The organism is Micromonospora sp. LOL_013 (assembly GCF_048060315.1).
Classification (GTDB): domain Bacteria; phylum Actinomycetota; class Actinomycetes; order Mycobacteriales; family Micromonosporaceae; genus Micromonospora_E.
The window spans coordinates 69,667-95,961 of the sequence record NZ_JBHMIQ010000026.1 but is presented as its reverse complement, the minus strand read 5'-3'; the positions used below and the strand labels follow the sequence as shown (position 1 = coordinate 95,961).

Genomic DNA, 26,295 nt, shown 5'->3' with positions numbered 1-26,295 from the left:
CGTGTACGTGCCGGCCCAGTCCGCCCACCACGACGGGTGGGTACTCCCAGGACAGCATCAGGATCCGGCGGCGTCCGTCGGCGGCGTCGCCGGCGGACGGCAGCGGCGGGTGCGGTCGGGACGTCGGGACCGGACGGCACAGGCCGTCCTGAGTGACCAGTGCGTTGGCGAACTGGTCGCCGACCCGCAGGGGCATCGCGATCTTCTCCATCCATCTCGAACAAGTGCGGGTGCGCCGGCGCCGGTGACGGCAAGACAGGCGGTGAGAGGGTGCTGCGGCGGTGATCTGGTGCTGCGCGACGAGGTCGAGCGGTGGCCGATGGCCGTGGCGCGAGTGAGAAGAGGTGGCCGACGGCCGGTGGCGGGCGGACTGCCATGCTGCGGTGCGTGGTGCCGCCGTTTTCAAGGAAACGACATCCGGACCGGATCCGCATCCCGTAGGTACCGGAGGTGACCGAAGACACTCGGCCCCGGGTCGCCGGTGCCCCTGATGCCCGGCCGGTTGGCAGTCAGCGGCGGCAGAGTGCCAGCGGACCCGGCCGGTCGGGGGCCGGGTCTACCGGATCGGCGGTGTCGGTCATCGCCATCGGCGGTGTCAGCAGCAGGATCCCGACACCGGCGGTACCGCAGGCGCACACCAGCAGCACCATCGCGACCGGTCCGTCGGCGAAGCGTTCCCCGAACAGGGCCACCCCGATCACCGCCGACGCGAGCGGGTTGGCCAGCGTGACAGTGGCCAGCGGCGCGCCGAGGCCGCCGCCGCGGTAGGCGAGCTGTGACAGCAGCACCCCGGCGATGGCCATCGCGGCGACGGCCGGCACGGTCGGGCCGATCAGGGCGGCCGCTGCGTGTTCGGCGTACTCGCGGGTCACCGCGTGGGTCAGCGCGGATGCGACGGCGAACGCGATGCCGGCGCCGGTGGCGTACAGCAGGCTCCGGGGCACCGGGCGGCGCAGTGCCGCGGTGCCGGCGATCATCGCGGTGAGCACGACGGCGCTGGCCACGATCAGGACGGTGCCGTCCGCTGCGGTCATCCCGTCGCCGCTGCCCGGCACCGTCAGGCTGAGCAGCAGGAGCAGACCGAGTACGGCCGCCGCAGCACCGACCCACTGCCGGGCGGCGACCCGCCGGGTGGTGAACGCGGCGCCGATCGGCAGGGCCAGCACAAGCGTCAGGACGCCGAGCGGCTGCACCACCGACAGGGGGCCGTACGCGAGCGCCGCCACGTGCAGAAGCGCGCCGGCGGCGTTCAGCGCCACCGACAGCCACCAGCGGCGGGCCCTTAGCAGCGCCCGGACGACCGCCCGCCAGGGGGTCTGGGCCCCGAGTCGGACGGCGAGCCGTTCCTGGACCACGGCGCCGAGGGCGTACGCGAGGGCCGAGGCGACAGCGAAGGCCACGGAGATCAGTAGGTCGGTCACGACCGGGCCCGTCGGCACCCTTGGCGCGTCATCGTCCCATGATCCCTCACCCGACGCCGGTCACCCTCACCCCGTCGGGGGGCAGTTGTCTCCGTCTCACGAAGTACCTCGCTGTCGGGGTTCCTCCGTCTGACGGAGGACGGAACCGGAGTGAATCTCCGGGTGGTGGCCGGAACGCTCAGATCAGAACGCTCAGGCCAGAACGACGACCAGCCCGGCGAGTGCGACCAGGAAGAGGAGTCCGAGGACCGCTTGGAACAGCAGCGCCGGACCGAGGTGCGACCAGACGGTCGGGGTCCGTGGGTTGAGGAACTGGCCGGTGGTGAGGTTGACGATGCGTTCCACCCGGGGCGGCAGCTCGGGATCCTTCTGCCGGCGTACCGTCACCTGCACGTGGTCGGCCGGGTCGAGGGCACTCTGCGGCACATGTCCGTGGATTTCCATCTCGCACAGCACCCCGACGGTGTCCCGGATGTGCAGGGGGGTCACCAGGAACTCAGGTCCGTTGCGCAGCTCCTTCCACTTGCGGCGAGCGGCGGTGGAGCCGCTTCCGGCCAGGCGGATCGAGGCGAGCACCGCGCCGAGCGCTCGGATCACCCCGGCCGCCGCGAGGACCCCGATCAGGATGGGCTGACCGACTTTGATCGGCCGGGAGTAGCCGCCGACCAGACGGACCACGTGTCCGGTGATGATCGGCCCGGTCCGGTGGACGGCTCGCTCGGGGAAAAGTTCGGGATCCATCCATCACCACCCAATGTTTGTCTTTTTTCACGCATTGTATCGAGGTGGTCGAGTGAATGCTGTGAATGAATGGGTTCATGGGGGAGGAGGTGGTTGATTTGAGGTGATTCGTCGAGCTGTCCGGGTATGCCGGCGGAGAGAGGAGGGGGTACGTCATGGATCTGTCCTTCCTACGGCCGCTCTACGCCCGGCCCGGACCGTGGGCGTCGGTTTACCTGGACGCCTCACACGACACCGAGGACGCGGTGGACGCGCTCGAACTGCGCTGGCGAGCGCTGCGTGATCAGTTGAACCAGCAGGGCGCCGATCCGGCGACGGTCGTGGCGCTGGGCGCGGCGGTGACCCGACATGTGCCCCGCGCCGGTGAGTACGGCCTCGCGCTCAGCGCCGCCAGCGGCGACGTGGTACTGCACAATTACCTGCCGGCGCCGCCCCCGCATGACCTCGCCACGGTCGGCCCGCTTCCGCACGCGATGCCGCTGGTCGCCCAGCGGGGCGAGGAGATCAGCTGGCTGCGGGTCCTGGTCAGTCGTACCGGGGCCGAGATCGACGCGGTCAGCGCCGGCGGGTTGCCCCGGCAGGCCGGCGTCGACGGTCCGGCCGCCCACCCGATCCGCAAGGTCAAACCGGGGGCCTGGTCCCAGGCCCGGTTCCAGCGGGCGGCCGAGGTGTCGTGGCGACGCAACGCCGGTGCCAGCGCCGCGGCGACGGCGGCATTGGCCGACCAGATCGGGGCCGAGGTGCTGGTGGTCGCCGGCGACCCGGAGGCACGCCAGCTCATGGTCGGCCAGCTGCCGAGGCGCTGGCAGTCGCGTACGGTGCAGACCGATGCCGGGTCGCGGGCGGTGGGTGCCGACCCCGAGCCGTTGACCGAGGCCACCATCCAGGCCATCGCCGCAGTGGCCGCCGAGCACACCGACCGGGCACTTGACCGCTACGGCGCGCAACAGGGTCGGGGCGATGGGCTGCCCGCCGTGGTCGACGCGCTGCAGCGGGCTCAGGTCGACACGCTGCTGCTGGTCGACGACCCCTCCTCGACCCAGCGGGTCTGGATCGGCCCGGAGCCGACCCAGATCGCCCTGGATCCGGCCGACCTGGCCGTCATGGCGGTGGACGAGCCCTGCGAGGTCCGCGCCGACGCGGCGCTGCTGCGCGCGCTGGCGGCCACCGACGCCGATCTGGTGCTGGTCGGTCCCGGTGACGCGGATCTGGCCGGCGGGGTCGGCGCCGTGCTGCGGTATTCCGATCCAATCACCAGCTGAGCGCACTGCCGGTGCGTCGGCAGCCGTCCTCGGCGTGGAATTTTCATGGCATTCGGATCGGGTGGCGTTGTCACTGCAAGTAGGGTCCGGCTTAGTGAGGGCGTCCGTCCGGTGCTGGACCGGACTCGCGACCCGATCAATGTGCCGGAATGCGGAGCTCAGGGCCGGATCACCGGGGAGGGGCGAAATGTCCGGACAAAGACGTACGGTAACTCGTTCGGAACACGCGCTGGAGGACCTCGACGGAGCAGCTCTGTCCTACGCGGCCCGATTCGCCGACCAGGCTGAGAATCGGCGCCGGGATCTGCGAGAGGAACTCGTCCAGCTGGCCCTGCCGTTCGCCGGTCGGCTGGCCCGGCGTTACCGCGGTCGCGGCGAGCCGCTGGAGGATCTCGAGCAGGTCGCCCGGCTCGGGCTGGTCAAAGCGGTGGACCGCTACGACCCAGACCGTGGCTCGTTCACCGCCTACGCGGCGGTGACCATCACTGGGGAGATCAAACGCCACTTCCGGGACCGGACCTGGGGCGTACACGTGCCCCGCCGGCTACAGGATCTCACCATCGAGGTGAGCCAGGCGACCGCGGTGCTGACCAGCGAGCTGTCCCGGTCGCCGACCGTCGCCGAACTCGCCGAGCGGCTGGACACCTCCGAAGAGGACATCCTCGCGGCCCTGGAATCCGCCGCCGGCTACACACCCGCGTCGCTGAACGGGCCGGTCGGCGACGACGGACCCGCCGAGCTGGGCGACATGTTCGGCGCGCTGGACGCCGACCTGGAGTCCGTCGACGACCGGCTCACGGTCAGCGGGCTGCTCTACCGGCTGCCGGCCCGGGAACGCCGGATCCTCGCCATGCGCTTCTACGGCAACTACACCCAGTCGGACATCGCCGCCGAGTTCGGCATTTCCCAGATGCATGTCTCCCGGCTGCTGTCCCGGACCCTGACCTGGCTGCGCCAGGCGATGCTGACCGACGCCCCGCCCCGGTGGGATTCCGGGATCGCCCAGCCGGAGCCGGCCGACGTCGCGCTGACCGTCTCCGTGCGGCGCGCCGACGGCCGGACTGAGATCGGCCTGACCGGCGAACTCGACCGGGAGGCGGCCGAACGGGTCCGCGACGGACTGGTCGACGCGGTCCGGGCCGCCGGCCCCGACGCCGAGGTCCTGGTCGACCTGGACGGCGTCGGCTTCGTCGACGCCGCCGGCATCGCCGCGTTGCTGGCCAGCCACGAGGCCGCCCGCCGGGCGGCGGTACGGCTACGGTTCACCCGGCCCCAGCCCTATGTGCGACGCAGCCTGACCGTGGCCGGCCTGGCACCGCTGTTCGCCGTGGTCTGAGCCGGTTTCGCCCCGCTACCTCGATCGGGGGAACCGGTGCCGGCTGGCGCTGGCGGCGTTACCGGCGCCGATAGCGTGCCGACCGTGAAACAACGTGGAAACCGCTTGGTCGCGGCAATCGTCGCAGGCGCGGGCACGTTCGCCTTCGGCATCTCCGGAGCTGGGGACGATACGTCGAACTCCGGTGCCATCGCACTGGTCGGGTTGGTGGTCGGTCTGATCGTTTTCCACGCCACCAAGCCGAGTGCGGGAAGCAAATAGCCTGGTCGGCGGTTCCGGCCGGGCTCGGCGTCAGCCGGCAGCCGCGGTGGTCGCCAGCGCCCGCCGGTGCTGGCCCAACGGGGGCCGTTCCTGGACCGACACGTCGCTGACGACGATCTCGCGTTCCAGATTGCTCAGCGCCTCGGCCTCGCCGCGCCGGAACTGGGTGAGCAGGCCGCCGGGCGGACGCTCCGAGACCACCCAGCCCTTTCGGTGGAGCCGCGACCAGGCCGTCAACAGGATCTGGGCGGACATCCGCCCCAACGCCTCGGTGCTCTGGTGCCGGTGCCGCCGCTCGCCGAGATCGACCTGAGCCAGGGAGTCCAGCCCACAGACGTCGAGCAGGTCGATCAGCATCGCGGTCTCTACCCCGTAGCCGGAGACGAACGGGATCTGTTCCAGCACATCGCGTCGGCCGGCGTACTCGCCGGCCAACGGCTGGACGAATCCCGACAGGTCCGGCCAGAAGAGGTTGAACAGCGGTCGAGCCATGATCTCCGTGACCCGGCCACCGGCATCCGCCTCGACGTCACTCGACCGCACCAGCGGCCGGTGGTAAAAGCCCTTGACAAAGCTGACCGACTCATCGGTGAGCAGCGGGCCGAGCAGCCCGGTCACGAAGGCCGGCTGGAACTCCCGCAGGTCGGCGTCGACGAAGGCGATCAGATTCCCGTCGGTGGCGGCCAGCCCGGCCCAGAGCGCGTCACCCTTGCCCTCCAGTCGCGGCAGCCCTCGGGTCATCTCGTCCTGGCCGACGACCCGCGCGCCGGCGGCGGCGGCCACGGCCGCCGTGCTGTCGTCGGACCGGGAGTCGACCACCACCACGTCGTCGACCAGCGGCACCCGGTCCACCAGGTTCCCGACGATCGACTCGACGATGGCGCCGACGGTGGCCTCCTCGTTGCGGGCCGGCAGTACGACGCTCACCCGCCGGCCGGTCCTGGCCTTGGCCATGGCCAGTTCCCAGGGCGTCCACCGGCCCGCCGTCCCGGTGCGACGGGCGGCCCAGTCCGCAACCGTGGGAGCGACGGCCGTTCGCGCGTACCCCATGATCCACCCCCCGTGACGACACTCGATCAGCTGCTGGCTACCCCGCCCAGCGGGCGGTATGCGTCGTCCGATCGGGTTGGGCCGCCACGCCTGAGCGTCCTGGGGCGGGTGGGGCACCGCGAGCCGGACGCGTCGCGTAGCGTTGACGTTCATGGGTGTGTCGCAGCGTCTGAAGAGTCGGTTCCGGCGTTTCCTCCAGCGGCCGGGCAGCACGGTCGACCTCGCTCCGTTGGCGAAACTGCTCCCCGACATCGCCGGCCGGGAGGACGACCTGCGGGCGCTCGACGACGCCGAGTTGACCGCCGAGGCCGGCCGGGCCAACGAGTTCGTCGACCTCTGCGCCGTCGGCCGGGAGGCTGCCCGGCGGGCGATCGACGAGCGGCCGTTCGACGAGCAACTGCTCGGCGCAATGTCCCTGCTGGCCGGCAAGGTCGCGGAGATGGCCACCGGTGAGGGCAAGACCCTGACCGCCACGGTCGCCGCCTACGGGCATGTGCGGCGGGGCAACGGCCCGGTGCACGTGCTGACGGTCAACGACTACCTCGCCCGCCGAGACGCCGAGTGGATGGCGCCGGTCTACCAGTTGCTCGGGCTGACCGTCGGCTGGGTCACCGAGAGCAGCAGCCCCGAGCAGCGGCGGACCGCGTACCAGCGGGATGTCACCTACGTGTCGGTGAGCGAGGCCGGCTTCGATTTCCTGCGTGACCAGTTGGTCACCGATATCGCCGACCGGGTCCAGCCACCGCTGTCCACGGCGATCGTCGACGAGGCCGACTCGATCCTCATCGACGAGGCTCGGGTGCCGATGGTGCTGGCCGGGGCAGTCGTCGGTGAGCAGGACCCGGTGCACGCCGCCGCCACACTGGTACGCGGGCTGCGCGCCGGCCGGGACTACGAGGTCGCCGACGACGGCCGCAGCGTCGCGTTCACCTCCACCGGGCTGGCCGCGGTCGAGGCCAAGCTGGACGGCGTCGACCTGTATGCCGACGACAACGTCGGGCAGCTGTCCGCGATCCACGTCGCCCTGCACGCCCACGCGTTGCTGCACCGCGACGTCGACTACATCGTCCGCGATGGCGCCGTGGAACTGGTGGACGAGATGCGCGGCCGGGTGGCGCAGCGCCGCCGATGGCCGGACGGGCTGCAGGCGGCAGTCGAGGCCAAGGAGGGTCTGAACGCCACGGCCGAGGGCGAGGTGCTCGGCACCATCACCGTGCAGGCGTTCGTCGCGGCGTACCGCACCCTGTGCGGGATGACCGCGACGGCGGTCCTCGTCGGCGACCAGCTCCGCGAGTTCTTCAAGCTGGAGGTGGCGGTGATCCCGCCACACACCCCGTGCGTACGGATCGACGAGCCGGACCGGATCTACGCCACCCGCGCCGAGAAGGACGAGGCGCTGGTCGCCGAGATCAGCTCGGCCCACGCCACCGGGCGTCCGGTTCTGATCGGCACCCTCGACGTCAAGGAGTCGGAGAGCCTGGCGGCGTCGTTGGGCGAGGCCGGCGTTGCCTGCGTGGTACTCAACGCCAAGAACGACGATGAGGAAGCCGCGATCATCGCCGAAGCCGGTGCGCTGGGGGCGGTGACGGTCTCCACCCAGATGGCCGGGCGCGGCGTGGACATCCGCCTCGGCGGCAGCGACCAGGCCGACCGGGACCAGGTCGCCGAGCTGGGCGGGCTGTACGTGATCGGCAGCGGCCGGCACGACAGTCGGCGGGTGGACAATCAGTTGCGCGGCCGGGCCGGTCGCCAGGGCGACCCGGGTGGCTCGGTGTTCTTCGTCAGCCTGGAGGACGACCTGGTCGTCCGGCACGCCCCGGACGCGATCCCACCCTCGCCGCGGATGACGCCCGACGGCATCGTCCAGGACGAGCAGGTTGACTTCGCCATCGAACACGCCCAGCGGATCGCTGAGGGTGTCGACTACGAGATCCACCGGAACACCTGGCGCTACAGCGTGGTGATCGAGCAGCAGCGCAAGGCGCTCGCGGAGCGGCGTGAGCGGCTGCTGACCACCGAGGTCGCCGCGCTGATGCTGATGGACCGGTTCCCGCAGCGGTGCGCCGAGATGGACGAGGATCTGCTGTCGCGGGCCGCCCGTTCGATCGCCCTCTACCACCTGGACCGGCTCTGGACCGAACACCTCGCCGAACTGTCCGAGGTGCGCGAGGGCGTGCATCTGCGGGCACTCGGCCGGCTCGATCCACTCGACGAGTTCCACCGGGCGGCCGTGCCCGCGTTCAACCAGCTGATTCCGGAGATCGAGGCCCGCACCGTCGCGACTTTCGAACAGACCGAGTTCGACGAGGACTGGCAGCCCGACGAGGCCCAACTGGTACGGCCCAGTGCGACCTGGACCTACCTGGTGCACGACAACCCGTTCGGCTCCGAGCTGGACCGGCTGATCTCGTCCGTTGGCCGCCGGCTCAGTGGCAGCGGCCGCCGCTGAGCGCGGCCGGGTGCGATCGCGTTGGCTCAGGCCGATCCGGCGGACAGCAGGCTGGCCGTACTGGAGACCGCCGCCCTGCTGCGGGAGTTGACCGCCGGCATGATTCGGTGCACCGATTTCGATCAAGCGGTGGAGCATCTCGCCGTGGTCGGCCGGAGTACGGCGACGTGATCGGCCCGGCGATCGGCACCGTGATGACCCAGCGGCGGTGCCCGGCCGGGGAGGCGCTCGCGGTGCCGTTGCCGGAGGTCGCCAAGCGGCTGGTGGCGTCGGCGCTGCGGACCGACAGCCAGCAGCGGTGATGGTGGGTGGGTTCGCGGCGGGAGATAATTGGGTAGCACGGGTGGTGTGACCGGTGTGACCAGTGGGAAGGGCGTGAGGGCGATGCAGGCGCAACTCCGCGTGCCCGGCCAGCCGATCCAGCCGATGCTGGTGACCCTGCCGTTCGGACTTTTCGTCTGTGCGGCCCTGTTCGACATCTCGGTGCTGGCCGGGGCACCCGACCTGTTCGGTGAGGTCGGCTACTGGACGTTGGTCGCCGGGCTGGCCGCGATGGCACTGACCGTGGCGGTGGGTCTGGTCGATCTCTGGGACGAGCCGTCCGGTCCGGTCCGTACCTCGCTGGTCCGGTTCAACCTGATCAGTACGGCGATGGGCGGGATGTTCCTGCTCGCCGGCCTGATTCGTACCTCTGGTCCGACGTCGTTGGCCGGCGTCCCGTTGTTGATCGTGGAGCTGGTCGGCCTCGGTGTGGGGGTGGCGGGGCTGCGTCACGGTACGGCTCTGCTGCGCCACGTCGGGGAGGTAGCGGCCGCCGACGAACGTGGCCGCCGGTCGGACGGGTTGGACGCGTTGGCCCGCCGCTAGCTGACTCCTCGCGACCGGGGCGCGCACGACCGTTGGGCGCCGGCTCAGCTGTCCAGCAGGTCCCGCATCCGGTTGATCTCGACTGCCTGCTCGGCAGCGATCGAGGTGGCGAGTTCCTCGATGGTCACGTCGATGCCACCGGTGAGAACCCGGTCGGACATTTCGACGGCGCCTTGGTGGTGGTCGGTCATCATCGCCACGAAGAGCTGGTCGAACTCGGCCCCCCGGGCGGCCGCTAGCTCCCGGACGGCCTGCTCGGTCTGCATCCCGGGCATCGTGTCGTGGTCGTGCCCACCGGCCGGTAACCGCCGGTCCCGCAGCCACTGCCGGAGTACGGTGATCTCGGCGGTCTGTCCTGCCCGGATGCGGTCGGCGAAGGCCCGTACCCCTGGGTCGGCACTGCGGTCGGCGGCGAGCGCTGCCATCTGCACGGCCTGGGTGTGGTGCGGGATCATCATCTGGACGTACCAGGTGTCCAGCGCGTTGTACTGCGGTGGATCGATGGTCACGTCCGTGGCAGGGCGCAGCTCGGCCGGCTCGCCGGGCCGGCCGGGCAGGATCACCGGCGGTGCGTTCGTGGTCCCGTCGGCGCCGGTGGATGTTCCCGCCGGCCCGGTCGCTGCGTCGTCGGTTGTGGCCGAGGTTGTCGCGGTGGTCCGCAGCACGACCACCGCGACGACGACCACGACCGGTATCAGGGCGAGCGCCAGTAGCCGTCGGTGCCGGCCGAGTGACAGTCGGGACATCGGGCCTCCCGGAGTGGACGGTCGCGATGCTATCCGGCCAACTCCATGTATCGATGTGATCACCGTCACATCGATGTTGGCAACTGGGCGGTATCGTCGCAGCATCATCAATCCCTTTCGAAGGGTGCCGCACATGATCAGACGTTCCCCACGAGGGCCGCGGCAGCTCCGGACCGTGGCAGTGGCGGCGATCGCCGTCCTGTTCGGTAGCACCGCGTTGGCGACACCTAGTCATGCAGGGACCCCGTTCGACGTCGACTGCGCTGACGCCACCGACGCGCTGGCGGTCGAGTTGTGCCTGGCCCAGGCATCGGCGGCGGGGACCGACGACCCCGGACTCGGCGTCGACGAGATCGACAGCAGTCGGAACCTGCGTCAGATCGCCAGCATGCCCAAGCCCGCGCCGTTCGACACCGAGTCCTCGTTGAACTCGGACCTTGCCTTCCAGGGCAGGTACGCCTTCGTCGGCAACTACAACGGCTTCGTGATCTACGACATCGCCAACCCGCGGCGGCCGCAGCTGGTGTCGCAGGTGGTCTGTCCGGGTGGGCAGAACGACGTGTCGGTCCACGGTGACCTGCTGTTCCTGTCCACAGACTCGTCGCGCAGTGACGACTCCTGTGCCAGTACCTCCCAGTCCGCGTCGGTGAAGGAGTCCTGGGAGGGCATCAAGATCTTCGACATTCGAGACAAGAGCAACCCTCGGTACGTCAAGTCCGTCGAGACGAACTGCGGCTCACACACCCACACCCTGGTGCCGGCGAAGAGCCGTGGTTCTGTCTATCTCTACGTCTCGTCGTACAACCCGTCGACGAACTTCCCGGACTGCCAGCCACCGCACGACCTGATCTCGATCGTCAAGGTGCCGTTGAAGAAGCCGACCGACGCGGCCGTGGTGGCCACTCCGGCGATCTTCCCGGACGGCGGCAACCCGGGCGGCAACGGCAGCGCCACCACCACCGGCTGTCACGACATCACCGCGTACCCGCAGAAGGATCTCGCGGCGGGCGCCTGCATGGGCGACGGCGTGCTGCTGGACATCTCCGACCGGGAGGCGCCCCGGGTCATCCACCAGGTCCGGGACACCACCAACTTTGCCTTTTGGCACTCGGCGACGTTCAACAACTCGGGCACCAAGGTGGTCTTCACCGACGAACTTGGCGGCGGCGGGGTGGCGACCTGCAACCCGACCATCGGTCCGGACCGGGGTGCCAACGCGATCTACGACATCACCGGTACGGGTGACGCGCGGACACTGGCCTTCCGCAGCTACTTCAAGATCCCCCGGACCAACGGGTCGACCGAGAACTGTGTGGCCCACAACGGTTCGCTGATCCCGGTGCTGGGCCGCGACATCATGGTCCAGGCCTGGTACCAGGGCGGCGTATCGGTCTGGGACTTCACCAACTCGGCCAGGCCGCAGGAGATCGCCTACTGGGAGCGGGGACCGGTCTCGGACACCCGGATGGTCACCGGCGGACCATGGTCGACGTACTACTACAACGGCTACATCTACTCCAGTGACATCCAGAAGGGCCTGGATGTGCTGGACCTCAAGGACTGGCGTACGGCGAGCGCCAAGCTGGTCCGGTTCCCGGAGTTGAACGTGCAGACCCAGCCCTGGTACCTCAGCTGGTGACACCGCGCTGGTGAGACGGAGACAGCTGGCGGGTGGTCGGACCGCGGTCCGACCACCCGCCGCGCCTGACCAGTTGGCCGGATGTTCATCCATAGGTTCCTGGCCCTGCTTGGTGACCCGGCGGTGTCAACGATCGTGGTGGAACACCGGGACCGGTTCGCCCGCTTCGGTGTCGAGTATGTCGAGGCGGCGCTTGCCGCGCAGGGCCGGCGTCTCCTGGTTGTCGACCCGGCCGAGGTGGAAAACGACCTGGTCGGTGACGTGACGGGGATCCTCACCTCGTTGTGTGTTCGCCGGGTACGGGCGTCGGGCGGCGGTGGGCCGTGCCCGCCGGGCTGTCGAGGCTGTCACCGGGGCGGGTGGCCGGGTGTGAGGACGATTCAGGCGTACCGGTTCGCTCTGGACCTCACCCCGGGCCAGGAACGCGCGGTGCTGGCGCATGCCGGGGCGGCGCGGGTGGCCTACAACTGGGCGCTGGCGCGGGTGAAGGCAATTATGGACCAGCGGGCAGCCGAGCGTTCGTACGGTGTCGCCGACGATCGGCTCACCCCGGCGGTGTCGTGGTCGTTGCCCGCGTTGCGTAGGGCGTGGAACGCGGCCAAACGGGATGTGGCGCCGTGGCGGCCGGAGGTGTCCAAGGAGGCGTTCAACACCGGCTTGGACGCCCTGGCCCGCGCGTTGACCAACTGGGCCGACTCCCGAAACGGAGAACGAGCCGGCCGCCCGGTCGGGCTTCCCGGTTCAAGTCCCGTCGCAGGTCGACCCCGAGCGTTCGGTTCACCACCGGCGTGATCCGCGTCGAGCCGGACCGTAAACATGTAGTGCTGCCCCGACCGAACCCGCGACACCTCGCCGGCGCGCGGTCCCGGCTACGGACACTCGGCCGGACCCTGTCGCGCCGGCAAGGCCCGGACCGGCGTACCGGCCGGCGTCCGTCGAACCGGTGGCAGCGCGCATCTGCCAGGCTCGGACGGGCGCACGCCCGGGTCGCTCGTCTGCGCCGCGACGGGCTGCACAAGCTCACCACCCGGCTGACCCGCGAGCACGGCACGGTCGTGGCGGAAGACCTCCATGTGGCCGGGATGGTGGCCAACCGCAGGCTGGCCCGGCACATCACCGACGCCAAATTCGCCGAACTGCGGCGGCAACTGGCGTACAAGACCGGATGGAACGGCGGCAGGCTGCTCGTGGCCGACCGCTGGTACCCCTCCTCGAAAACCTGCTCGGGCTGCGGCGCGGTGAAAACCAAGCTGGCCCTGTCCGAGCGTGCGTACCACTGCGCGGCGTGTGGCCTGGTCATGGACCGCGACCGTCCCACCGCAAGGCGGGACTACCGACCGTGTGCTCGCTAGAGCGCACTGAAAGGTAACGGATGCTCGTCGGACTCGACCGGGCGGGCGCCGGACTGCGCGCCCCGGATCTGGTGGTGGGGACGTCGACCGGTGCCCTGGTTGCGGCGCTGGTCTACGGCGCCGCTGGCCCTGCCGCGGCCGTGCGCACCGTGTTCCTGACGCCGGATGCGACAGCACGAGCGGCGCTCACCGGCGATCCGGGTGATCCGGTCGTCTTCGCGGCGGCGCTCGCCGCCGGTGAGCGTCAGTCGTCGGGGTACGTCGGCCAGGTTCGCGCCCGCTGGGGACGTCAGCCGAGCACGGCGGCGATCAGCAGCAGCGTGACGGCGGTGGCGACCGTGGAGAGCACCACCGAGTCCCGGGCGAGGCGTTGACCGCGCTGGTACCGGGTGGCGAAGATGAAGACATTCTGCGCCGTCGGTAGCGCGGCGGTGACCACTGCGGCGAGCAACGCGGTGCCGCTGAGGCCGAGACCGTGTCGGGCGATCAGGTAGGCCGCCGCCGGCTGGCCGAGCACCTTGAGGGCGACAGCGGTGTAGCGTTCCCAAGCCTGTGGGTCGGCCGCCAGCGGCCGGCTTCCGGGCAGGGACATTCCGAGGGCCAGCAGGGCCAGCGGTACGGCGGCCGCACCGAGCAGCTCGAAGGGCCGCAGCAGCTCGGCGGGTGGCTGCCAGCGGCTGACCGCCAGCGCCAGGCCCGCCGCCGAGGCGATCATGATCGGGTTGCGGGCCGGCAGGGACAGCAGCCGACGGACGGACGGGCGGCGGTCGCCGGCGGTGAGGTCCAGGACGGCGAAGGCCACCGGTGCCGCGACGAGTACCTGGAACAGCAGCACCGGCGCGACGACCGAGACGTCGTCGAGCACGTACGCCGCTACCGGGATGCCGAGGTTGGCTGCATTCACATAGGACGCGCCGAGCGTGCCGATGGTGACGTCGCCGGCCGGCCGGTGCCACAGCCAACCGGCCAGTGCCAGGTAGCCGGCCGCCACCACCACGGTGCTCGCCAGGTAGGCGAGGAACGCGGGGGTGAACACCTCGGTCGGGGACGTGCCGGCCAGGGTGGTGAACAACAGCGCCGGTGTCGCGATGAAGAAGGTCAGCCGGGCCAGGACGGCGGTGCCGTCCGGGCCGAGCAGCTCGAAACGGCCGATCAGGTACCCGATCAGGGTGACCGACCAGATCGCGGCGAACCCGGCGACGATGGCGCGCATGTGATCATCCTGCCGGTTCGCCAATAGCACCGAGGTCGGGTATCCAGAGCGAGCAATCGATTACGGTGCGCTTGTCAATCATCACATTCCTGCAACGCAGTCCGGTATTGACCCGGGAGCGAGTGAACGGCAGCATCGGTTGGTGCGCAGCCGCCGGCACACTGGGTCGTCCCCTGTGTCCGGTGCCGGCTGCCGCGTCCCACCCGGCTACCGTTGCGTACGGACACCGGCCGGTGGCCGGGGATGCACGCTTCCGGCCGGAACTGTCTAGGAGGACCATGTCGGTCAGCCCCGCCTCGCAGCGCGCCGGTTGGTCCGGTTTGCCACCGTCTGGTGCGGCCCGTCCGCCCGCCGCGCCCCGGCGGGGGACCGGCCCGGCGATGGCGACCGTGACCGTCACCGTGTCGATCCCGCTCACCGCCGGTGAGGAAGCGCTTTCGTCGTCCGCCCGTCGGCTATTGGAGGCCGCCCGGGAGCTGGTGGAACGGGGTGAGGCGACGGTGGAGATGCCGGCGGCCGACGCGGCCCGGGCGCAGCCCGGCGCGGTGCTCGACCAGATCGTCGCCGGCCGCGACGGGCCGGGTCCGACGCCAGCGGGCGGCGGGGTGTTCACCGAACCCGCCACCCGGTCAGGGCGGACCGCGACGGTCACCGTGCCGGCACTGCACGTCATGGTCGCGTCGCGGACCGTTCTGTTGGACGGCGAGCCACTGCTGTTGACCCGACTCGAGTTCGATCTCCTGCTGCACCTGGTGGAGAACCCTCGCCGGGTCTTCACCCGGCTGCAGCTGCTCGCTGCGGTGTGGGGCTACGAGCACACCGGGGTGCGTACCGTGGACGTGCACATCCGCAGGCTCCGCGGCAAGGTGGGCAACTCGCCCCTGATCACCACCGTGTACGGCGTCGGCTACCGGCTCGCCGACGACGTCCGGGTCAGCATCGACACCGCCGGCTGATCACACCGCCGGCGGACACCGGCCGGCGTCGGCGAGGTCCGATGGCGCGTGGTTGGTCGAGGGCCGGACGGGTTTGCCGGCCCTCGGCGACGGGTAAGTGGCGGATCTCGCGGCGATCCGGTGTGCCGGAGTCCGAGCCGGTCGTGGCTCGCCGTACTCGATCTGAAGGGGGATGCGCGCATGCTGACACATGAGGTGAACCGGCGACCGGGTCTCGGCGCGCCGGGAACCGTAGGTGCACCGGGAACCATCGACAGTGATCGGATCCGCACCGCGCTGACCAGTCGGTACCAGGAGCTGACGGCTGAGTACGAGCAGGCGATGACGCAGAGCCAGGTGCTCCGGCTGGTCGAAGGGGGCGACACCGCCGGCGACGACCAGGCCGACAGCGGCACGAAGACCGCCGAGCGGGACGCGGCCCAGTCCCTGATCCGGACCATCCTGGAGCGTCGTACCCAGTTCGAGCATGCCTTGGCCCGGCTCGCCGCCGGCGACTACGGGCGTTGCGAGGGCTGTGCCGCGGCCATTCCGGTGGAGCGGCTGGAAATCTATCCCTCGGCCACCACCTGCGTCACCTGCAAGCAGTCCCGCGAGCGGCGGGCGGCCTGACCGAGGCCGCGTTCATCAGCGCCCCCCGGATCACCGGCACCGCGAACCGACGAGGGAGCACGAGATGACGACTGCCCAGTTGACTGCCATTGACGCCACGGTGGACAAGACCAACCGGTTGCTCAGCGAGATCGAACACGAACTCGGCTGGCCGGCCCAGCGCCGCCAGCAGTCCTACTCGGCGCTCGCCGCCGTGCTGCACACCTTGCGCGACCGGCTACCCCTGGCCGAGGTGGTGCAGCTTGCGGCGCAACTGCCGCTACTGGTCCGCGGGCTGTACTACGAGGGCTGGGACGCCACCTCGGCGCCGACGAAGCTGGACCGTGCCGATTTCGTCGCCCGGGTGCGACGGGACTTCCCGTTCGACGTCGAGGGCGGGGCCGAACAGGTGATCCGGACGGTCAGCCGGGTGCTGCGACGGCACGTCAGCTCCGGCGAGTGGGACGACGTGCTGGCCACCGTACCGGTCGACCTGCGCGACCTGTTGGGTGACTGACGCTGCGGCCCGCGCTGGCGCGGGCCGCAGCGTCAGTCACCGTACGGTCACCTCGGTGGCCAGCCGGCGTCGGTGGTCGACCTGCCGCTGGGGGCCGACCAGCCGGACCGCGACCCGGTGGCGGACGTCGATGCTCGACGCGGCCAGCCGCAGTTCCAGGTCGCCGGGCTCGACGATCCGCCGCCCGTCCCGCCCGGTGAAACACGACAGGTCGGCGGAGAAGTCAAACTCGACCCAGCACGCCTGGCCAGCCTGCAACGGCACTCGGGCGTACCCGACCAGCCGGATCACCGGTCGGGTGACCTGCGCCACCGGGTCGTGCAGATACAGCTGGACGATCTCGCTGCCTGCCCGGTCGCCGGTGTTGCGTACCCGCAGCCGAATTCGCAACGTGCCGTCGGTGCCGATCTGCGCCGGGGCCGCACCCCAGCCGTGCTCGACCCCGTCGACCAGCGGCGTCGACCACTCGAACGAGGTGTACGACAGGCCGTGGCCGAACGGGTACAGCGGACCGGGATCCGCGTTACTCACCTCGGTCCGGTGTCCCAGCAGCGGGCTGAGGTAGCTGGTCGGCTGGCCGCCGGCCAGCCGGGGAACCCCGATCGGCAACCTGCCGGACGGGCACACCCGGCCGCTGAGCACACCGGCGACCGCACCGCCTCCCTCGGCACCGGGGAAGAACGCCTGCACCACCCCGGCCAGCCGGTCGGCGTACCGGCCGAGCGCGTACGGGCGTCCGGTCAGCAGTACCAGCACCACCGGAGTGCCGGTGGCCACCAACGCCTCGATCAACTCACCCTGCCGTCCGGGCAGTTCCAGGTCGGTGGCGTCGCAACCCTCGCCGGAGGTCCCGGCGCCGAACAGCCCGGCCCGGTCCCCGACCACCGCGACGCAGACGTCCGCCCGCGCCGCGGCGTCCGCGGCCACCACGATGCCCGGGGTGTTTTGCCCGTCCACCGGACCGGTTACGACGTGCTCGATGGCGGCTGCGGGCAGCTCGGCCCGCAGCGCGGCCAGGACCGTCCCCATCTGGGGTTGGTCCCCGACATCGGCCGGAACGGTACCGACGTGACTGGGGAACGTGTAGCAGCCCAACAGCCCGCTGACCGAGTCGGCCAGCGGCCCGACCACCGCGATACGGCCCCGCTCGGGCAGCGGAAGGACGGCGTCGTTGGCTAGCAGCACCACCGATTCCTCGGCCAGCCGCCGGGCCAGGTCCCGGTTCGCCGGCGAATCCAGGTCGATCCCCGGACCAGCGGACGCCCCGCCCGCCTTGCCCGTGCGGTACGCACCAACCAGCGCCGGTGGCACCGGATCCCAGTCCGGGTCGAGCAACCCCAACTCACACTTCTGCCGCAGGACGCGGGTGACGGCCCGGTCGACCACCGACTCCGGTACGGCGCCCTGCCGGACCGCCTCGACGAGCGGGGAACCGTAGCACCGTACCGCTGGCAGTTCGACATCGACTCCGGCGCTGAGCGCCAGGGCGGCGGCGCTGGTGGGACCGTCGGCCACCCGGTGCAGCAGCTCCAAGAACGACACGCCGAAGTAGTCCGCGACCACGGTGCCGGTGAACCCCCAGCGGCCGCGGAGCAGATCGGTGAGCAGACCGCCGTCTGCCGCCGCCGGGACGCCGTCCACCTCCGCGTACGAGTGCATCACCGAACGGGCGCCGCCGTCCCGGACAGCCATCTCGAACGGTGGGAGCAGGACGTCGGCGAACTCTCGCGGGCCGACCGACACCGGCCCGAAGTTGCGCCCCGCCCGGGAGGCCGAGTAACCGGCGAAGTGTTTGAGGGTGGCCACCACCCCGGCCGATTCCAGCCCTCGTACGTACGCCGTGCCGATCGTGGCGACCAGGTACGGATCCTCGCCGATGGTCTCCTCGGTGCGGCCCCAACGGGGGTCCCGGGCCACGTCGAGCACCGGGGCGAGTCCCTGGTGCACCCCGACCGACCGCATGTCCTGCCCGATCCGTCCGGCCATCTGCGCCACCAGGTCGGGGTCGAAGCTGGCACCCCAGGCCAGTGGGGTCGGGTACACGGTGGCGCCCCAGGTCATGAACCCGGTCAGACACTCCTCGTGGATCACCGCGGGAATACCGAACCGGTTACCGGCGACGATCTCGGTCTGCAGCCGGAGCAGCGCCCCGGCGCCGTCGGCCGGAGTCACCGCCGCGGTGCCGAACGGCCGGGTCAACTGCCCCAGGCCGGTGTGTAGCAGGCCGGCCCAGTCGACCGACTCGTCGACCAGGTCATGCTGCAACGGGGCCATGTCGTCGATCGAGGCATTGGCGCCCCGCCAATAGCTGTACAGCTGTGCGACCTTCTCCGTCAGCGACATCCGACTGAGCAGGTCGAACACCCGTTCCTCCACCGCCAGGGTGGGATCGCGCCACGGTGCTGACCGGTCGGGGGTGTCGGCGGCGGGCGACCCGGCCGCCCGGCCGGTGGCCGCGGCGGCGGCGGCGTGATCGTCCGGTTGCCCGGCCGGACCGGGCTGGGCCGGCCCCTCGTCCAGGGCGTAGTCCTTGCCGCTCACCGGCAGCCTCCTGTCGATCGTCGCCGCGCCAGTCCGATCCCGGCTTCGCCGGACCGTCGCGCCCTGTTTTCCGACATGTTTCCGGAAACCTACCGCCCCGTCGAGATCCGGCGCCCTACAGTTTGCTGGCAGTGTCCGGGTACGCTCCCGCATCGTAGGGGCCGCAAGCGCCCCGTCCGGCTACCGTTTGGCCACCGCCGCCAGATTCTCCGGAAAGTTCCGGCCGGTGGTGTGGTCGACCCGGCCGCCGGCATCGGCGAAACACTGTCGGCCGGGTCGATGCCAGGCGTTTCCAGCTGCGGCAAGATAGGGCCCGGACTCGGCGTACGGAGCCCGACCGGCCGGCGGAAAGTTCGGCCGTACGCTGAAGCCTCGACGAAGGAGTTGCTGCCGTGACGGTCGATGAAGGACGCAGGATCACGATCACCGCGATCGCTCAGGAAGCCGGTGTCTCCGTGCCGACCGTGTCACGGGTGCTGAACGGTCGCAACGACGTCGCCCCGCAGACCCGTGAACGGGTCGAGGAGCTGCTGCGTCGGCACGGCTACCGGCGGCGGGCGACCCGGTCCCGCGCCGGTGCCAGCCTGATCGACCTGGTCTTCAACGACCTGGACAGCCCGTGGGCGGTGGAGATAATCCGCGGCGTGGAGGATGTCGCGCACGCCGCCGGGGTCGGTACCGTCGTCTCCGCCATCCACCGCCGGTCCGCATCGACCCGGCAGTGGTTGCAGAACCTGCGTACCCGGGCCACCGACGGTGTCATCCTGGTTACCAGCGAACTTGCTCCGCCGTTGCACACCGAACTGCGACGGCTCAACGTTCCGATGGTGCTGGTCGACCCGGCCGGCGTCCCGAGCCTGGACATTCCCACCATCGGGGCGACCAACTGGGCCGGCGGACTGCGGGCGACGGAACACCTCATCTCCCTGGGACACCGCAGGATCGGCTTCATCGCCGGTCCGCCCCGGCTGCTGTGCAGCCGGGCCCGGCTCGACGGCTACCGGGCCGCGTTGGAGGCAGCCGAGATACCGCTGCGCCCCGAGTATGTCGTCCCCGGCGACTTCTACCATGAGTCCGGCTTCGCCGGCGCGGCCGCGCTGTTCGACCTCGACGAACCACCCAGTGCGATCTTCGCGTCCAGCGACCAGATGGCCCTCGGTGCCTACGAGGCCCTGCGGCAACGCGGTTTGCGGGTCCCGGACGACGTCAGCGTGGTCGGCTTTGACGACCTGCCCGAGGTGCAGTGGTCGTCGCCGCCGCTGACCACGGTGCGCCAGCCGCTGGCCGAGATGGGGCTGCTCGCAGCGCGGACGGTGCTGCGTCTGGCGCAGGGGGAACCACTGGAGACACCGCGGGTGGAGCTCGCCACCGAGCTGGTCGTGCGGGACAGTTGCGCGCCGTACCAGGAGCTGTGATCCTCAGCCGGTCCGGGTGCATGCGAGGTTAGTGGCGATCCGCCCTGGGTACCACCCGCAGGCAGGACCGTGCCGGCGTGGAACCGGCGCGTGTCGACCGACCCGCAGGGGGCAGCTATGACACTCGACGACGACGACATCCGTAGCACCGGGCCCGCAGCGGGTCACGGCCCCGCCGATGGTGGGGCGAATCCGGCTGGGCGGGACGGTGGTGCTGACGGCGGCGCTGGTCCGAAGGCGCAGGAGGGCCCGGCCGATGGTGGGGCGAATCCGGCTGGGCGGGACGGTGGTGCTGACGGCGGGGCGAACCGGCGTTGACCCAGTTGCCCACGGCGTCGCGCGGTACCGGCACCGGCGGACCTGAACCTCCCGACCGGCTGCGGATCGCCGCGACGCCACCGGGCCCGCCGGGCGGTGCGGACCCGTCCCGCCGCCCGGCGGCGCTGACCCGGTGTGTTGCCGTCGCCCCGGCGACCTTCGCAGATGTCTACTGGGGGCGTAGACCGCTGCTGTCCCGCGCCGTCGATTTGGCCGGCCCCGCCGGATTCACCGATTTGCTCGATCGCCCTGCGGCCGACCAACTGCTGAGCCGGCACGGCCTGCGTACCCCGTTCCTCCGGGTGGCCCGGGACGGCGAGGTGTTCGCGGAACCCACCTACACCGGCGGTGCCGGTGCCGGTGCCGAGATCGACGACCAGGTGCTCGACGAGCGGGTGTTGGGCCTGTACGCGGACGGCGCTACCCTGGTTCTGCAGGGCCTGCACCGGCTCTGGCCACCGATCATCTCGTTCGTCGGCGAGTTGTCCACCATGCTGGGCCAGCCGTTGCAGGCGAACGCCTACCTCACCCCGGCCGGCAGCCGTGGGTTCGCCACCCACTACGACACCCACGACGTGTTCGTCCTGCAGACCGAGGGCCGCAAGCGGTGGCAGGTGCACGATCCGGTACTGATCGATCCGCTGCCTCAGCAGACCTGGTCGGGCCGGGCCGACGAGGTAGCCGCCCGGTCCGAGGCCGCACCTGCGCTGGACGTCGTGCTCGGCCCTGGCGATGCTCTCTACCTGCCTCGAGGCTGGCTGCACAGCGCCACCGCGCAGCAGGAGAGCTCGATCCACCTCACCGTCGGGGTCCGCGCGTTCACCCGCTATTCGCTGGTCGAGGCGCTGCTCGAGCTCGCCGTGACCGAGCCCCGGCTGCGCACCTCGCTGCCGTTCGGCACCGACCCGGGCGAACCGGCCGGGATCGCCTCGGAGCTGACCGCAACGGCGGCGGTACTGCGTGACTGGTTGGCCTCCGTCGAGCCCGGCCAGGTCGCGGCGCGGATGCGCCGTCGGGCCTGGTCGGCGGTCCGCCCGGCCCCACTGCCCCCACTGCAGCAGGCGGACCGGATCCGGACGCTGACCGTCGACGACGTCATCAGCCGCCGACCCGGGTTGCGCTGGCGGCTCACCTCGCAGTCGGACGACCGGGTCACCCTGCAGATCTTCGACCGTGCGGTGGAGTTTCCGGGTAGGTGCGTTCCGGCCCTGCGGACGGTGCTGGACACCGCCGGTGTCCGGGTCGGTGATCTGCCCGGGCTGGACACCACCGCCGACCAGCTGGTGCTGGCCCGCCGTCTGCTGCGCGAAGCGGTCGCGGTCGCCGAATGACCACCGGGGCCGGGCGTCGGCTGGTCAGCCCAGTCCGGTCAGCAGGGCGGCGGTCGTTGCCAGGCCGGCGACCAGGACGATCGACACGGTACGCAGGTCGAGCACCGCGTGCCGGCGGTCGGCCAGCGCCTTGGCCGGACCCAGCCCGAGTAGCGGACCGACCAAGGTGACCACGAGCGCGATCACCGGCATCCCGACCGCCAGGTCGCCGCCGTAGCGCTGGCCAGCCCATCGCGCGGCGGTGGACAGCCCGAACGCGGCGGCGGCTCCGGCGGCGCCGAACACCGCCAGCACCGGATACGCCGACCGGGGCAGGGGGCCCACGTCGTTGGACCGCTCGACCAAAGCGCGGGCGGCCGCGAGCCAGTGCTCCGGATCGTCGTCGACGGCGGTACCCGGGGGCGTCGGCAGTGGCGGCGGGAGGCCGCCGAGCCGTCCGGCCAACGGCCCGAACCGGTGACCGATCTCGGTCCAGATGTCGGCGGCCACCCGGTCGACGTCCGCCAGCTCCCGGCCTGCCTGATCGTGGAGCTGGTGCAGCTCCGCCAGGTCGGCCTCCACCTCAGCCACCGCGGTCTGCGCGCCGTCGCACCGTTGCGCGTACCACTGCTGCGCTTCGTCCCGGCGGTTCTGCAGCGCGGCGGCGAGTTCGGCGAGCCGGCGCATCAGCTCGGGGTAGGAGGCGTCCATCAGGTCAGCCCGTACGGGATGATGACCTCTGCGCTGCGGTGCACCGTTCGGTCGAAGAACAGCGCCCGCCACGGCCGGGGATACCAGGCCGGGCCGCCGGCCCGGGGGTACAGCGGCGGCCCGAGGTCGGAGCCGTGCACGTCCAACGCCACCCAGGCGCCAATCTGGTCGGTCCGTGAGCCGACCCCGCCGAGATCGTCGCGCATCCGGGCCACCCCGCGCCACCAGCCCAGCACGTGGGTGTGCCGCTCCGGCCCGAGATGCAGCACCCGGCGGAGCCGGTCCAGGCCGGAGCGGCCGGCGAACTTTGCCGCCAGCCGCCCGGCGGCGGCGTCGACCGCGTACAGCACCAGGAAGTGTGGGCGGACCGGACCGTCCAGCACGTCACCGGAGAGCCGGTCGGCGGTGTCCGCGAGCAGCCCGCCGACGGTATCCAGGTCGTACAGTCCGGTGCCGGCCGGCAACGCCGCGTGTAGCCGGTGGGCGGCTGCCTCCGCGTCCGGATCCAGACAGGCGACGTCGAACCGCGCCGCGCCGGGCGGGTACTGCCGGGCCAGCGACCGGGCACCGGCGTCGAGCAGGGCGCACGCCTCGTCCACCCGGGTGCCCAGTACCGCGAGATTACGTCCGGGTGCCCGGGCCAGGCTGAGCCGGGCGGAGCGGGCCAGTACGTCGATCGTCTCGCCGAGCAACGCCACCGGTACGCGCGGTCCGTCGCCGTCGGCGACCAGTGCCTGGTAGTCCGGTGCCTCGGCCAGCCGGGGCACCACGTCGCCGTCGAACAGCCGCGGCGTGGGCAGGTCGACGGGCCGCCGTCGCCACAGCCGGTGTTGCAGCTCCTGCCAGGTGTCCCGGTCGCTGGCCGGCGGAACCCGGACAATCTGGTTGGCCTCCGTTGCCCCGGACTCGGCGTTGACCACGGCGTGATGGCGGGGCAGTGACTCCGCTGCGGTGTTGGTCTCCGGCAGAACGCGGCGCGCCTTCGGTAGCGCGATCCGTAGTGCGAACTGGGCGATCAGCGCGGTACGCCCCCACAGCGCCTGGATACCGGAGACGTCCTGGGACGCCAGGATCAGGTGGATGCCCTGTGACCGGCCCCGCCGGGCCAGGTCCTCCAGCAGCGTCGCGGCCTCGGTGGCCAGCGCGTCGTTGCCGGCGAGCAGCACCTGGAACTCGTCGATCACCGCCACGATGCGCGGCCACCGGCCCTGTGGGTCCTCGGCGCGCAGCTCCGCCAGCTTCGTCACCTCGTGGCGTTTGGCGGCGTCGGCCCGCTGCCGCAGTTGCGCACCGAGGAAGTTCAGCATCGCCAGACCGAACTCCCGGTCGGTGTTGACGTTCACCCCGACCAGCCGGACATGCGGCAGGAAGCTGGGGTCCCGCCGGCCCGGCGCGAACCGGGCAAAGGACACCCCCTCCTTGAAGTCCAGCAGATAGAACTCCAGCTCGGTGGGGGAGTAGCGGGCGGCTAGGGCACCGATCCACGCGTAGATCAGGTTGGTCTTTCCGGTACCGGACGGCCCACCGATCAGCGCGTGCGGCGGATAGTCGCTCAACGTCACCGTCACCGGCCGGCCCTGTGGGCTGTCGCCGACCGGCGCGGTCAGCCCGGCGGTGGCGTCCTCGGTCCATTCCTGTTCGGGCAGCAGATCGCTGAATACCGCCGGAACCGGGCCGGCGGCGACTGCGGCGGCGATCTCCCGGCAGGTACGAGTGACCAGCTCGGCCGGCGGCGGCGGGTCGATCCGCACCGGTAGCTGCGGATAGCCGCTGACCCGAGCCGTGCCGCCGGAGACCGACACGGTGGTCACGGTGGGCGCGGCGCTGAGCCCGACACCGCGGACGATCAGATGGACGCCGCAGGCGGCACCGGCGCGGGTGATCCGGTCCAGCTGAGCCCGTTCGTGCCGGGACAGCTCCTCCCCGGGCCCGCCGAGCAGGACGGCGATCCGCCACGGCTCCGGCCGTCGGCCGGTGGCCGTCGCCAGTTCGCTCAGCGATCGGAACTCCCCGGCCAGCACCTTCTCGTTGATCCGGCGGATGTGGTCGACCAGCTCGTCCAGGTGCCGGCTCAACCCACCGGGGCCGGCGAAGGTGAGCAGGCCGGGTCCGGCCAGCGGGGCGAAACCGGCGAGGCCGCCACCGAGCTGTTCCGGGTCGTAGCCGGTCAGCCGGACGGTGCCGGGCGCGGTACGGCCGAGGATCCGCAGCAGCAGCGCGGACAGCACGGCGTCACACCCCGCTCGGTCGGCGCCGTTTAGCGCCACGTGGCCGTGGTCCAGGACCGCGACGAGCGCGGGTACGGCGGGACCTCCGGCCAGCCCGGTCAGGCCGATCCGGGCAGCTCCTGGCGCTTCCGTGCGCGTCGCCGGAGCAGGACGCCACCGGGCCCAGTCAGCGGCGGCGGCTCCTGGTGCCGCCCGGTTCACCGCCGCGACGGCTCGCCGGGCGGTCACCGCTATCTGATCGCGGTACTGCTCGGCGAGGTCGGCGAGCCGGCGGTCGCGGTGCGCTGCGGCTCGGTGCGGCACCTGCTCGGCTGCCCTGCGTACCCGCTTGAGCTGCTGTTGCGCCGCGGCGATGTCCTGTTCGACGTCGTCGAGTCGGTTGCGGGCCGCCGCGCGGGCATGACCGAGCGCCCGGCGGACCGCGGCTACCAGCTCGGCCCGCGCGTCAGGCATCGCGCCCCCGCAGCGGTCGGGGCTGCTCCGGGCGCAGCGTCTGCGGCTCGCGGTCGAGCAGCCGTAGCAGTACGCCGGTGAGTACCGCGCCGGCGACCGCCGAATCGGCCGGGTGTGGCGGAGCCGGGGGCTGCCCGGCCTGTTCATCGTCGGCCCGGTGAACGTCGCCGCGCCGCTCGTCGGCCGGCACCCGGCAGATCCGGGCGAACAGGGTCGACAGCACCGAGTCCGGCATGCCGGGTAGCAGCTCGCGTACCTGTCGGGTGGTGGCGGAGGCGAGCCGACGCAGGTCCTCGGCCTGCGGCTCGTGGTCCAGCAGGTCCCCGGCGAGCCGGTGCAGCAGCGGTGGGGTGACCGCGGCGAGATTCAGCCCGGTCGGCGCGGCCGCCGCGGCGAGGTCGCGGTGCAGTCCGGCCCGGTCCTCCCGACGGACCGCCGTCGCGACCCTGCGCAGCAGTTCGGCGGTGTCTGTGGCGGCGTCCGGCCCTGGCCCGACCCCGGACTCCCGGTCGGTCAGCTCCGCGACCCGGGCGGCCCACCAGTTGCCGAGCTCGGGCGCGGCAGGCGCGCTCGTCCGTCCGGTGCCGTCCGGTGCCGCTGTCGGGTCCCGGTCGCTGTCCAGCGCCGCCCGCCACCCGCCGTCGCCCCCCGACGCCGGGCCGGCGCCGAAGCCGATCGCCGCCAGGTAGTCGTCCACTGACTGCGCAGCGACCCGCATCGCGTGGCCGGCCTGCTCCGCGTGTTCGGTGGCGCCGGCGAGCTGCGGCACTGCCAGCGGGTCCGCCGACTCCTGGCGGACCCAGATGAGCAGCTCGGTCGCGGCGCGCAGCCGCTGCACCGCGACCGCGAGCTGGCCCACCGGCAGGTCGTCGGTGGCCGCCCGGACCCGGGCGGCGAAATTCTCGGCGAGGGACATTGGTG

25 protein-coding genes and 2 pseudogenes are annotated in these 26,295 nt (G+C 71.5%); 17 read left to right on the top strand and 10 right to left on the bottom strand.

Translation table 11 applies throughout. The features are described from left to right. The 3 genes and pseudogenes from ACFHWS_RS18600 to ACFHWS_RS18590 form a co-directional block, all read right to left on the bottom strand. A pseudogene (locus tag ACFHWS_RS18600) lies at positions 1-196 on the bottom strand (glycosyltransferase family 1 protein); the annotation flags it as partial. 313 nt (positions 197-509) lie between these two features. Continuing rightward, a complete protein-coding gene (locus ACFHWS_RS18595) occupies positions 510-1,421 on the bottom strand; it encodes a DMT family transporter (RefSeq protein ID WP_416555773.1) in 912 nt (303 codons plus the stop codon). Between the two features lie 192 nt (positions 1,422-1,613). Then, positions 1,614-2,162: a hypothetical protein gene (locus ACFHWS_RS18590; RefSeq protein ID WP_416555774.1), complete on the bottom strand. Its 549-nt coding sequence runs from the start codon at positions 2,160-2,162 to the stop codon at positions 1,614-1,616. Between the two features lie 155 nt (positions 2,163-2,317). On the opposite strand from ACFHWS_RS18590, the gene ACFHWS_RS18585 reads away from it, so the two are divergent. From ACFHWS_RS18585 to ACFHWS_RS18575, 3 genes are all read left to right on the top strand, one after another. Beyond that, positions 2,318-3,424, top strand: coding sequence for a Vms1/Ankzf1 family peptidyl-tRNA hydrolase (locus ACFHWS_RS18585; RefSeq protein WP_416555775.1), 1,107 nt, complete (start codon positions 2,318-2,320; stop codon positions 3,422-3,424). Between the two features lie 187 nt (positions 3,425-3,611). Continuing rightward, the gene (locus ACFHWS_RS18580) at positions 3,612-4,760 is read left to right on the top strand and encodes a SigB/SigF/SigG family RNA polymerase sigma factor (protein ID WP_416555776.1); all 1,149 of its coding nucleotides are present in this window, start codon (positions 3,612-3,614) and stop codon (positions 4,758-4,760) included. 84 nt (positions 4,761-4,844) lie between these two features. Then, positions 4,845-5,021 (top strand): hypothetical protein, encoded by a 177-nt coding sequence (locus ACFHWS_RS18575; protein ID WP_158632101.1) that lies wholly within the window; start codon positions 4,845-4,847, stop codon positions 5,019-5,021. Between the two features lie 30 nt (positions 5,022-5,051). Here the strand turns inward: ACFHWS_RS18575 and ACFHWS_RS18570 are convergent, their stop codons facing one another. Beyond that, positions 5,052-6,071 (bottom strand): glucosyl-3-phosphoglycerate synthase, encoded by a 1,020-nt coding sequence (locus tag ACFHWS_RS18570; protein ID WP_416555777.1) that lies wholly within the window; start codon positions 6,069-6,071, stop codon positions 5,052-5,054. 151 nt (positions 6,072-6,222) lie between these two features. Between ACFHWS_RS18570 and secA2 the strand changes: the two genes are divergently transcribed. The 4 genes from secA2 (at position 6,223) to ACFHWS_RS18550 (ending at position 9,387) form a co-directional block, all read left to right on the top strand. Next, a complete protein-coding gene (gene secA2 / locus ACFHWS_RS18565; protein ID WP_416568638.1) occupies positions 6,223-8,520 on the top strand; it encodes an accessory Sec system translocase SecA2 in 2,298 nt (765 codons plus the stop codon). 21 nt (positions 8,521-8,541) lie between these two features. Beyond that, on the top strand, positions 8,542-8,691 hold the full coding sequence (locus ACFHWS_RS18560; protein WP_416555779.1) for a hypothetical protein: 150 nt from the start codon (positions 8,542-8,544) through the stop codon (positions 8,689-8,691). Beyond that, positions 8,688-8,822, top strand: coding sequence for a hypothetical protein (locus tag ACFHWS_RS18555; protein WP_416555780.1), 135 nt, complete (start codon positions 8,688-8,690; stop codon positions 8,820-8,822). The genes ACFHWS_RS18560 and ACFHWS_RS18555 overlap by 4 nt, the downstream gene beginning before the upstream one ends. An 82-nt stretch (positions 8,823-8,904) precedes the next feature. Then, positions 8,905-9,387 (top strand): DUF2231 domain-containing protein, encoded by a 483-nt coding sequence (locus tag ACFHWS_RS18550; RefSeq protein ID WP_416555781.1) that lies wholly within the window; start codon positions 8,905-8,907, stop codon positions 9,385-9,387. Positions 9,388-9,431: 44 nt separating this feature from the next. Here ACFHWS_RS18550 and ACFHWS_RS18545 read toward each other — a convergent pair whose 3' ends face one another. Beyond that, positions 9,432-10,133, bottom strand: coding sequence for a DUF305 domain-containing protein (locus ACFHWS_RS18545; RefSeq protein ID WP_416568637.1), 702 nt, complete (start codon positions 10,131-10,133; stop codon positions 9,432-9,434). Between the two features lie 133 nt (positions 10,134-10,266). On the opposite strand from ACFHWS_RS18545, the gene ACFHWS_RS18540 reads away from it, so the two are divergent. From ACFHWS_RS18540 to ACFHWS_RS18520, 5 genes and pseudogenes are all read left to right on the top strand, one after another. After that, on the top strand, positions 10,267-11,772 hold the full coding sequence (locus ACFHWS_RS18540; RefSeq protein ID WP_416568636.1) for an LVIVD repeat-containing protein: 1,506 nt from the start codon (positions 10,267-10,269) through the stop codon (positions 11,770-11,772). A gap of 93 nt (positions 11,773-11,865) precedes the next feature. Then, positions 11,866-12,145, top strand: a pseudogene (locus ACFHWS_RS18535) (IS607 family transposase); the annotation flags it as partial. After that, positions 12,142-12,564, top strand: coding sequence for a helix-turn-helix domain-containing protein (locus tag ACFHWS_RS18530; RefSeq protein ID WP_416568635.1), 423 nt, complete (start codon positions 12,142-12,144; stop codon positions 12,562-12,564). The pseudogene ACFHWS_RS18535 and the gene ACFHWS_RS18530, both read left to right, overlap by 4 nt. Continuing rightward, the gene (locus tag ACFHWS_RS18525; RefSeq protein ID WP_416568634.1) at positions 12,561-13,124 is read left to right on the top strand and encodes an RNA-guided endonuclease TnpB family protein; all 564 of its coding nucleotides are present in this window, start codon (positions 12,561-12,563) and stop codon (positions 13,122-13,124) included. The genes ACFHWS_RS18530 and ACFHWS_RS18525 overlap by 4 nt, the downstream gene beginning before the upstream one ends. 20 nt (positions 13,125-13,144) lie before the next feature. Then, positions 13,145-13,498 carry a hypothetical protein gene (locus ACFHWS_RS18520; RefSeq protein ID WP_416555784.1) on the top strand — a complete coding sequence of 118 codons (354 nt, stop codon included), beginning with the start codon at positions 13,145-13,147 and terminating at the stop codon, positions 13,496-13,498. Here ACFHWS_RS18520 and ACFHWS_RS18515 read toward each other — a convergent pair. Next, positions 13,414-14,337, bottom strand: a complete 924-nt coding sequence (locus ACFHWS_RS18515; protein ID WP_416555785.1) for an AEC family transporter — start codon at positions 14,335-14,337, stop codon at positions 13,414-13,416. The genes ACFHWS_RS18520 and ACFHWS_RS18515 overlap by 85 nt on opposite strands. Before the next feature lie 380 nt (positions 14,338-14,717). On the opposite strand from ACFHWS_RS18515, the gene ACFHWS_RS18510 reads away from it, so the two are divergent. The 3 genes from ACFHWS_RS18510 (at position 14,718) to ACFHWS_RS18500 (ending at position 16,398) form a co-directional block, all read left to right on the top strand. Continuing rightward, positions 14,718-15,293: a winged helix-turn-helix domain-containing protein gene (locus ACFHWS_RS18510; RefSeq protein WP_416555786.1), complete on the top strand. Its 576-nt coding sequence runs from the start codon at positions 14,718-14,720 to the stop codon at positions 15,291-15,293. Between the two features lie 180 nt (positions 15,294-15,473). Continuing rightward, positions 15,474-15,902 carry a TraR/DksA family transcriptional regulator gene (locus ACFHWS_RS18505; RefSeq protein WP_416555787.1) on the top strand — a complete coding sequence of 143 codons (429 nt, stop codon included), beginning with the start codon at positions 15,474-15,476 and terminating at the stop codon, positions 15,900-15,902. Positions 15,903-15,966: 64 nt separating this feature from the next. Continuing rightward, complete coding sequence (locus ACFHWS_RS18500; protein ID WP_416555788.1) at positions 15,967-16,398, top strand: DUF2267 domain-containing protein; 432 nt, start codon at positions 15,967-15,969, stop codon at positions 16,396-16,398. A gap of 36 nt (positions 16,399-16,434) precedes the next feature. On the opposite strand, the gene ACFHWS_RS18495 is transcribed toward ACFHWS_RS18500, so the two are convergent. Further along, positions 16,435-18,939: a beta-glucosidase family protein gene (locus ACFHWS_RS18495; RefSeq protein WP_416568633.1), complete on the bottom strand. Its 2,505-nt coding sequence runs from the start codon at positions 18,937-18,939 to the stop codon at positions 16,435-16,437. 392 nt (positions 18,940-19,331) lie between these two features. Here ACFHWS_RS18495 and ACFHWS_RS18490 point away from each other — a divergent pair, with 392 nt between their 5' ends. Both ACFHWS_RS18490 and ACFHWS_RS18485 read left to right on the top strand, forming a co-directional pair. Next, positions 19,332-20,354, top strand: coding sequence for a LacI family DNA-binding transcriptional regulator (locus ACFHWS_RS18490; protein ID WP_278168982.1), 1,023 nt, complete (start codon positions 19,332-19,334; stop codon positions 20,352-20,354). A 383-nt stretch (positions 20,355-20,737) separates the two neighbouring features. Continuing rightward, complete coding sequence (locus ACFHWS_RS18485; protein WP_416568639.1) at positions 20,738-22,003, top strand: JmjC domain-containing protein; 1,266 nt, start codon at positions 20,738-20,740, stop codon at positions 22,001-22,003. A gap of 24 nt (positions 22,004-22,027) precedes the next feature. Here the strand turns inward: ACFHWS_RS18485 and ACFHWS_RS18480 are convergent, their stop codons facing one another. The 3 genes from ACFHWS_RS18480 to ACFHWS_RS18470 are packed head-to-tail and all read right to left on the bottom strand — an operon-like array spanning position 22,028 to position 26,290. Beyond that, positions 22,028-22,693 (bottom strand): hypothetical protein, encoded by a 666-nt coding sequence (locus ACFHWS_RS18480; protein WP_416555790.1) that lies wholly within the window; start codon positions 22,691-22,693, stop codon positions 22,028-22,030. Next, positions 22,693-25,374, bottom strand: coding sequence for an FtsK/SpoIIIE domain-containing protein (locus ACFHWS_RS18475; protein WP_416568632.1), 2,682 nt, complete (start codon positions 25,372-25,374; stop codon positions 22,693-22,695). Before ACFHWS_RS18475 ends, ACFHWS_RS18480 begins: the two co-directional genes overlap by 1 nt. After that, on the bottom strand, positions 25,367-26,290 hold the full coding sequence (locus ACFHWS_RS18470) for a hypothetical protein (protein WP_416568631.1): 924 nt from the start codon (positions 26,288-26,290) through the stop codon (positions 25,367-25,369). Before ACFHWS_RS18470 ends, ACFHWS_RS18475 begins: the two co-directional genes overlap by 8 nt. Positions 26,291-26,295 lie beyond the last annotated feature (5 nt).

Coding starts and splice junctions, on each gene's coding strand:
- ACFHWS_RS18545 (WP_416568637.1), bottom strand. CDS start 10,133: ATGTCCCGACTGTCACTCGGCCGGCACCGACGGCTACTGGCGCTCGCC.
- ACFHWS_RS18520 (WP_416555784.1), top strand. CDS start 13,145: ATGCTCGTCGGACTCGACCGGGCGGGCGCCGGACTGCGCGCCCCGGAT.
- ACFHWS_RS18590 (WP_416555774.1), bottom strand. CDS start 2,162: ATGGATCCCGAACTTTTCCCCGAGCGAGCCGTCCACCGGACCGGGCCG.
- ACFHWS_RS18550 (WP_416555781.1), top strand. CDS start 8,905: ATGCAGGCGCAACTCCGCGTGCCCGGCCAGCCGATCCAGCCGATGCTG.
- ACFHWS_RS18475 (WP_416568632.1), bottom strand. CDS start 25,374: ATGCCTGACGCGCGGGCCGAGCTGGTAGCCGCGGTCCGCCGGGCGCTC.
- ACFHWS_RS18585 (WP_416555775.1), top strand. CDS start 2,318: ATGGATCTGTCCTTCCTACGGCCGCTCTACGCCCGGCCCGGACCGTGG.
- ACFHWS_RS18505 (WP_416555787.1), top strand. CDS start 15,474: ATGCTGACACATGAGGTGAACCGGCGACCGGGTCTCGGCGCGCCGGGA.
- ACFHWS_RS18510 (WP_416555786.1), top strand. CDS start 14,718: ATGGCGACCGTGACCGTCACCGTGTCGATCCCGCTCACCGCCGGTGAG.
- secA2 (WP_416568638.1), top strand. CDS start 6,223: ATGGGTGTGTCGCAGCGTCTGAAGAGTCGGTTCCGGCGTTTCCTCCAG.
- ACFHWS_RS18570 (WP_416555777.1), bottom strand. CDS start 6,071: ATGGGGTACGCGCGAACGGCCGTCGCTCCCACGGTTGCGGACTGGGCC.
- ACFHWS_RS18540 (WP_416568636.1), top strand. CDS start 10,267: ATGATCAGACGTTCCCCACGAGGGCCGCGGCAGCTCCGGACCGTGGCA.
- ACFHWS_RS18515 (WP_416555785.1), bottom strand. CDS start 14,337: ATGCGCGCCATCGTCGCCGGGTTCGCCGCGATCTGGTCGGTCACCCTG.
- ACFHWS_RS18480 (WP_416555790.1), bottom strand. CDS start 22,693: ATGGACGCCTCCTACCCCGAGCTGATGCGCCGGCTCGCCGAACTCGCC.
- ACFHWS_RS18470 (WP_416568631.1), bottom strand. CDS start 26,290: ATGTCCCTCGCCGAGAATTTCGCCGCCCGGGTCCGGGCGGCCACCGAC.
- ACFHWS_RS18580 (WP_416555776.1), top strand. CDS start 3,612: ATGTCCGGACAAAGACGTACGGTAACTCGTTCGGAACACGCGCTGGAG.
- ACFHWS_RS18500 (WP_416555788.1), top strand. CDS start 15,967: ATGACGACTGCCCAGTTGACTGCCATTGACGCCACGGTGGACAAGACC.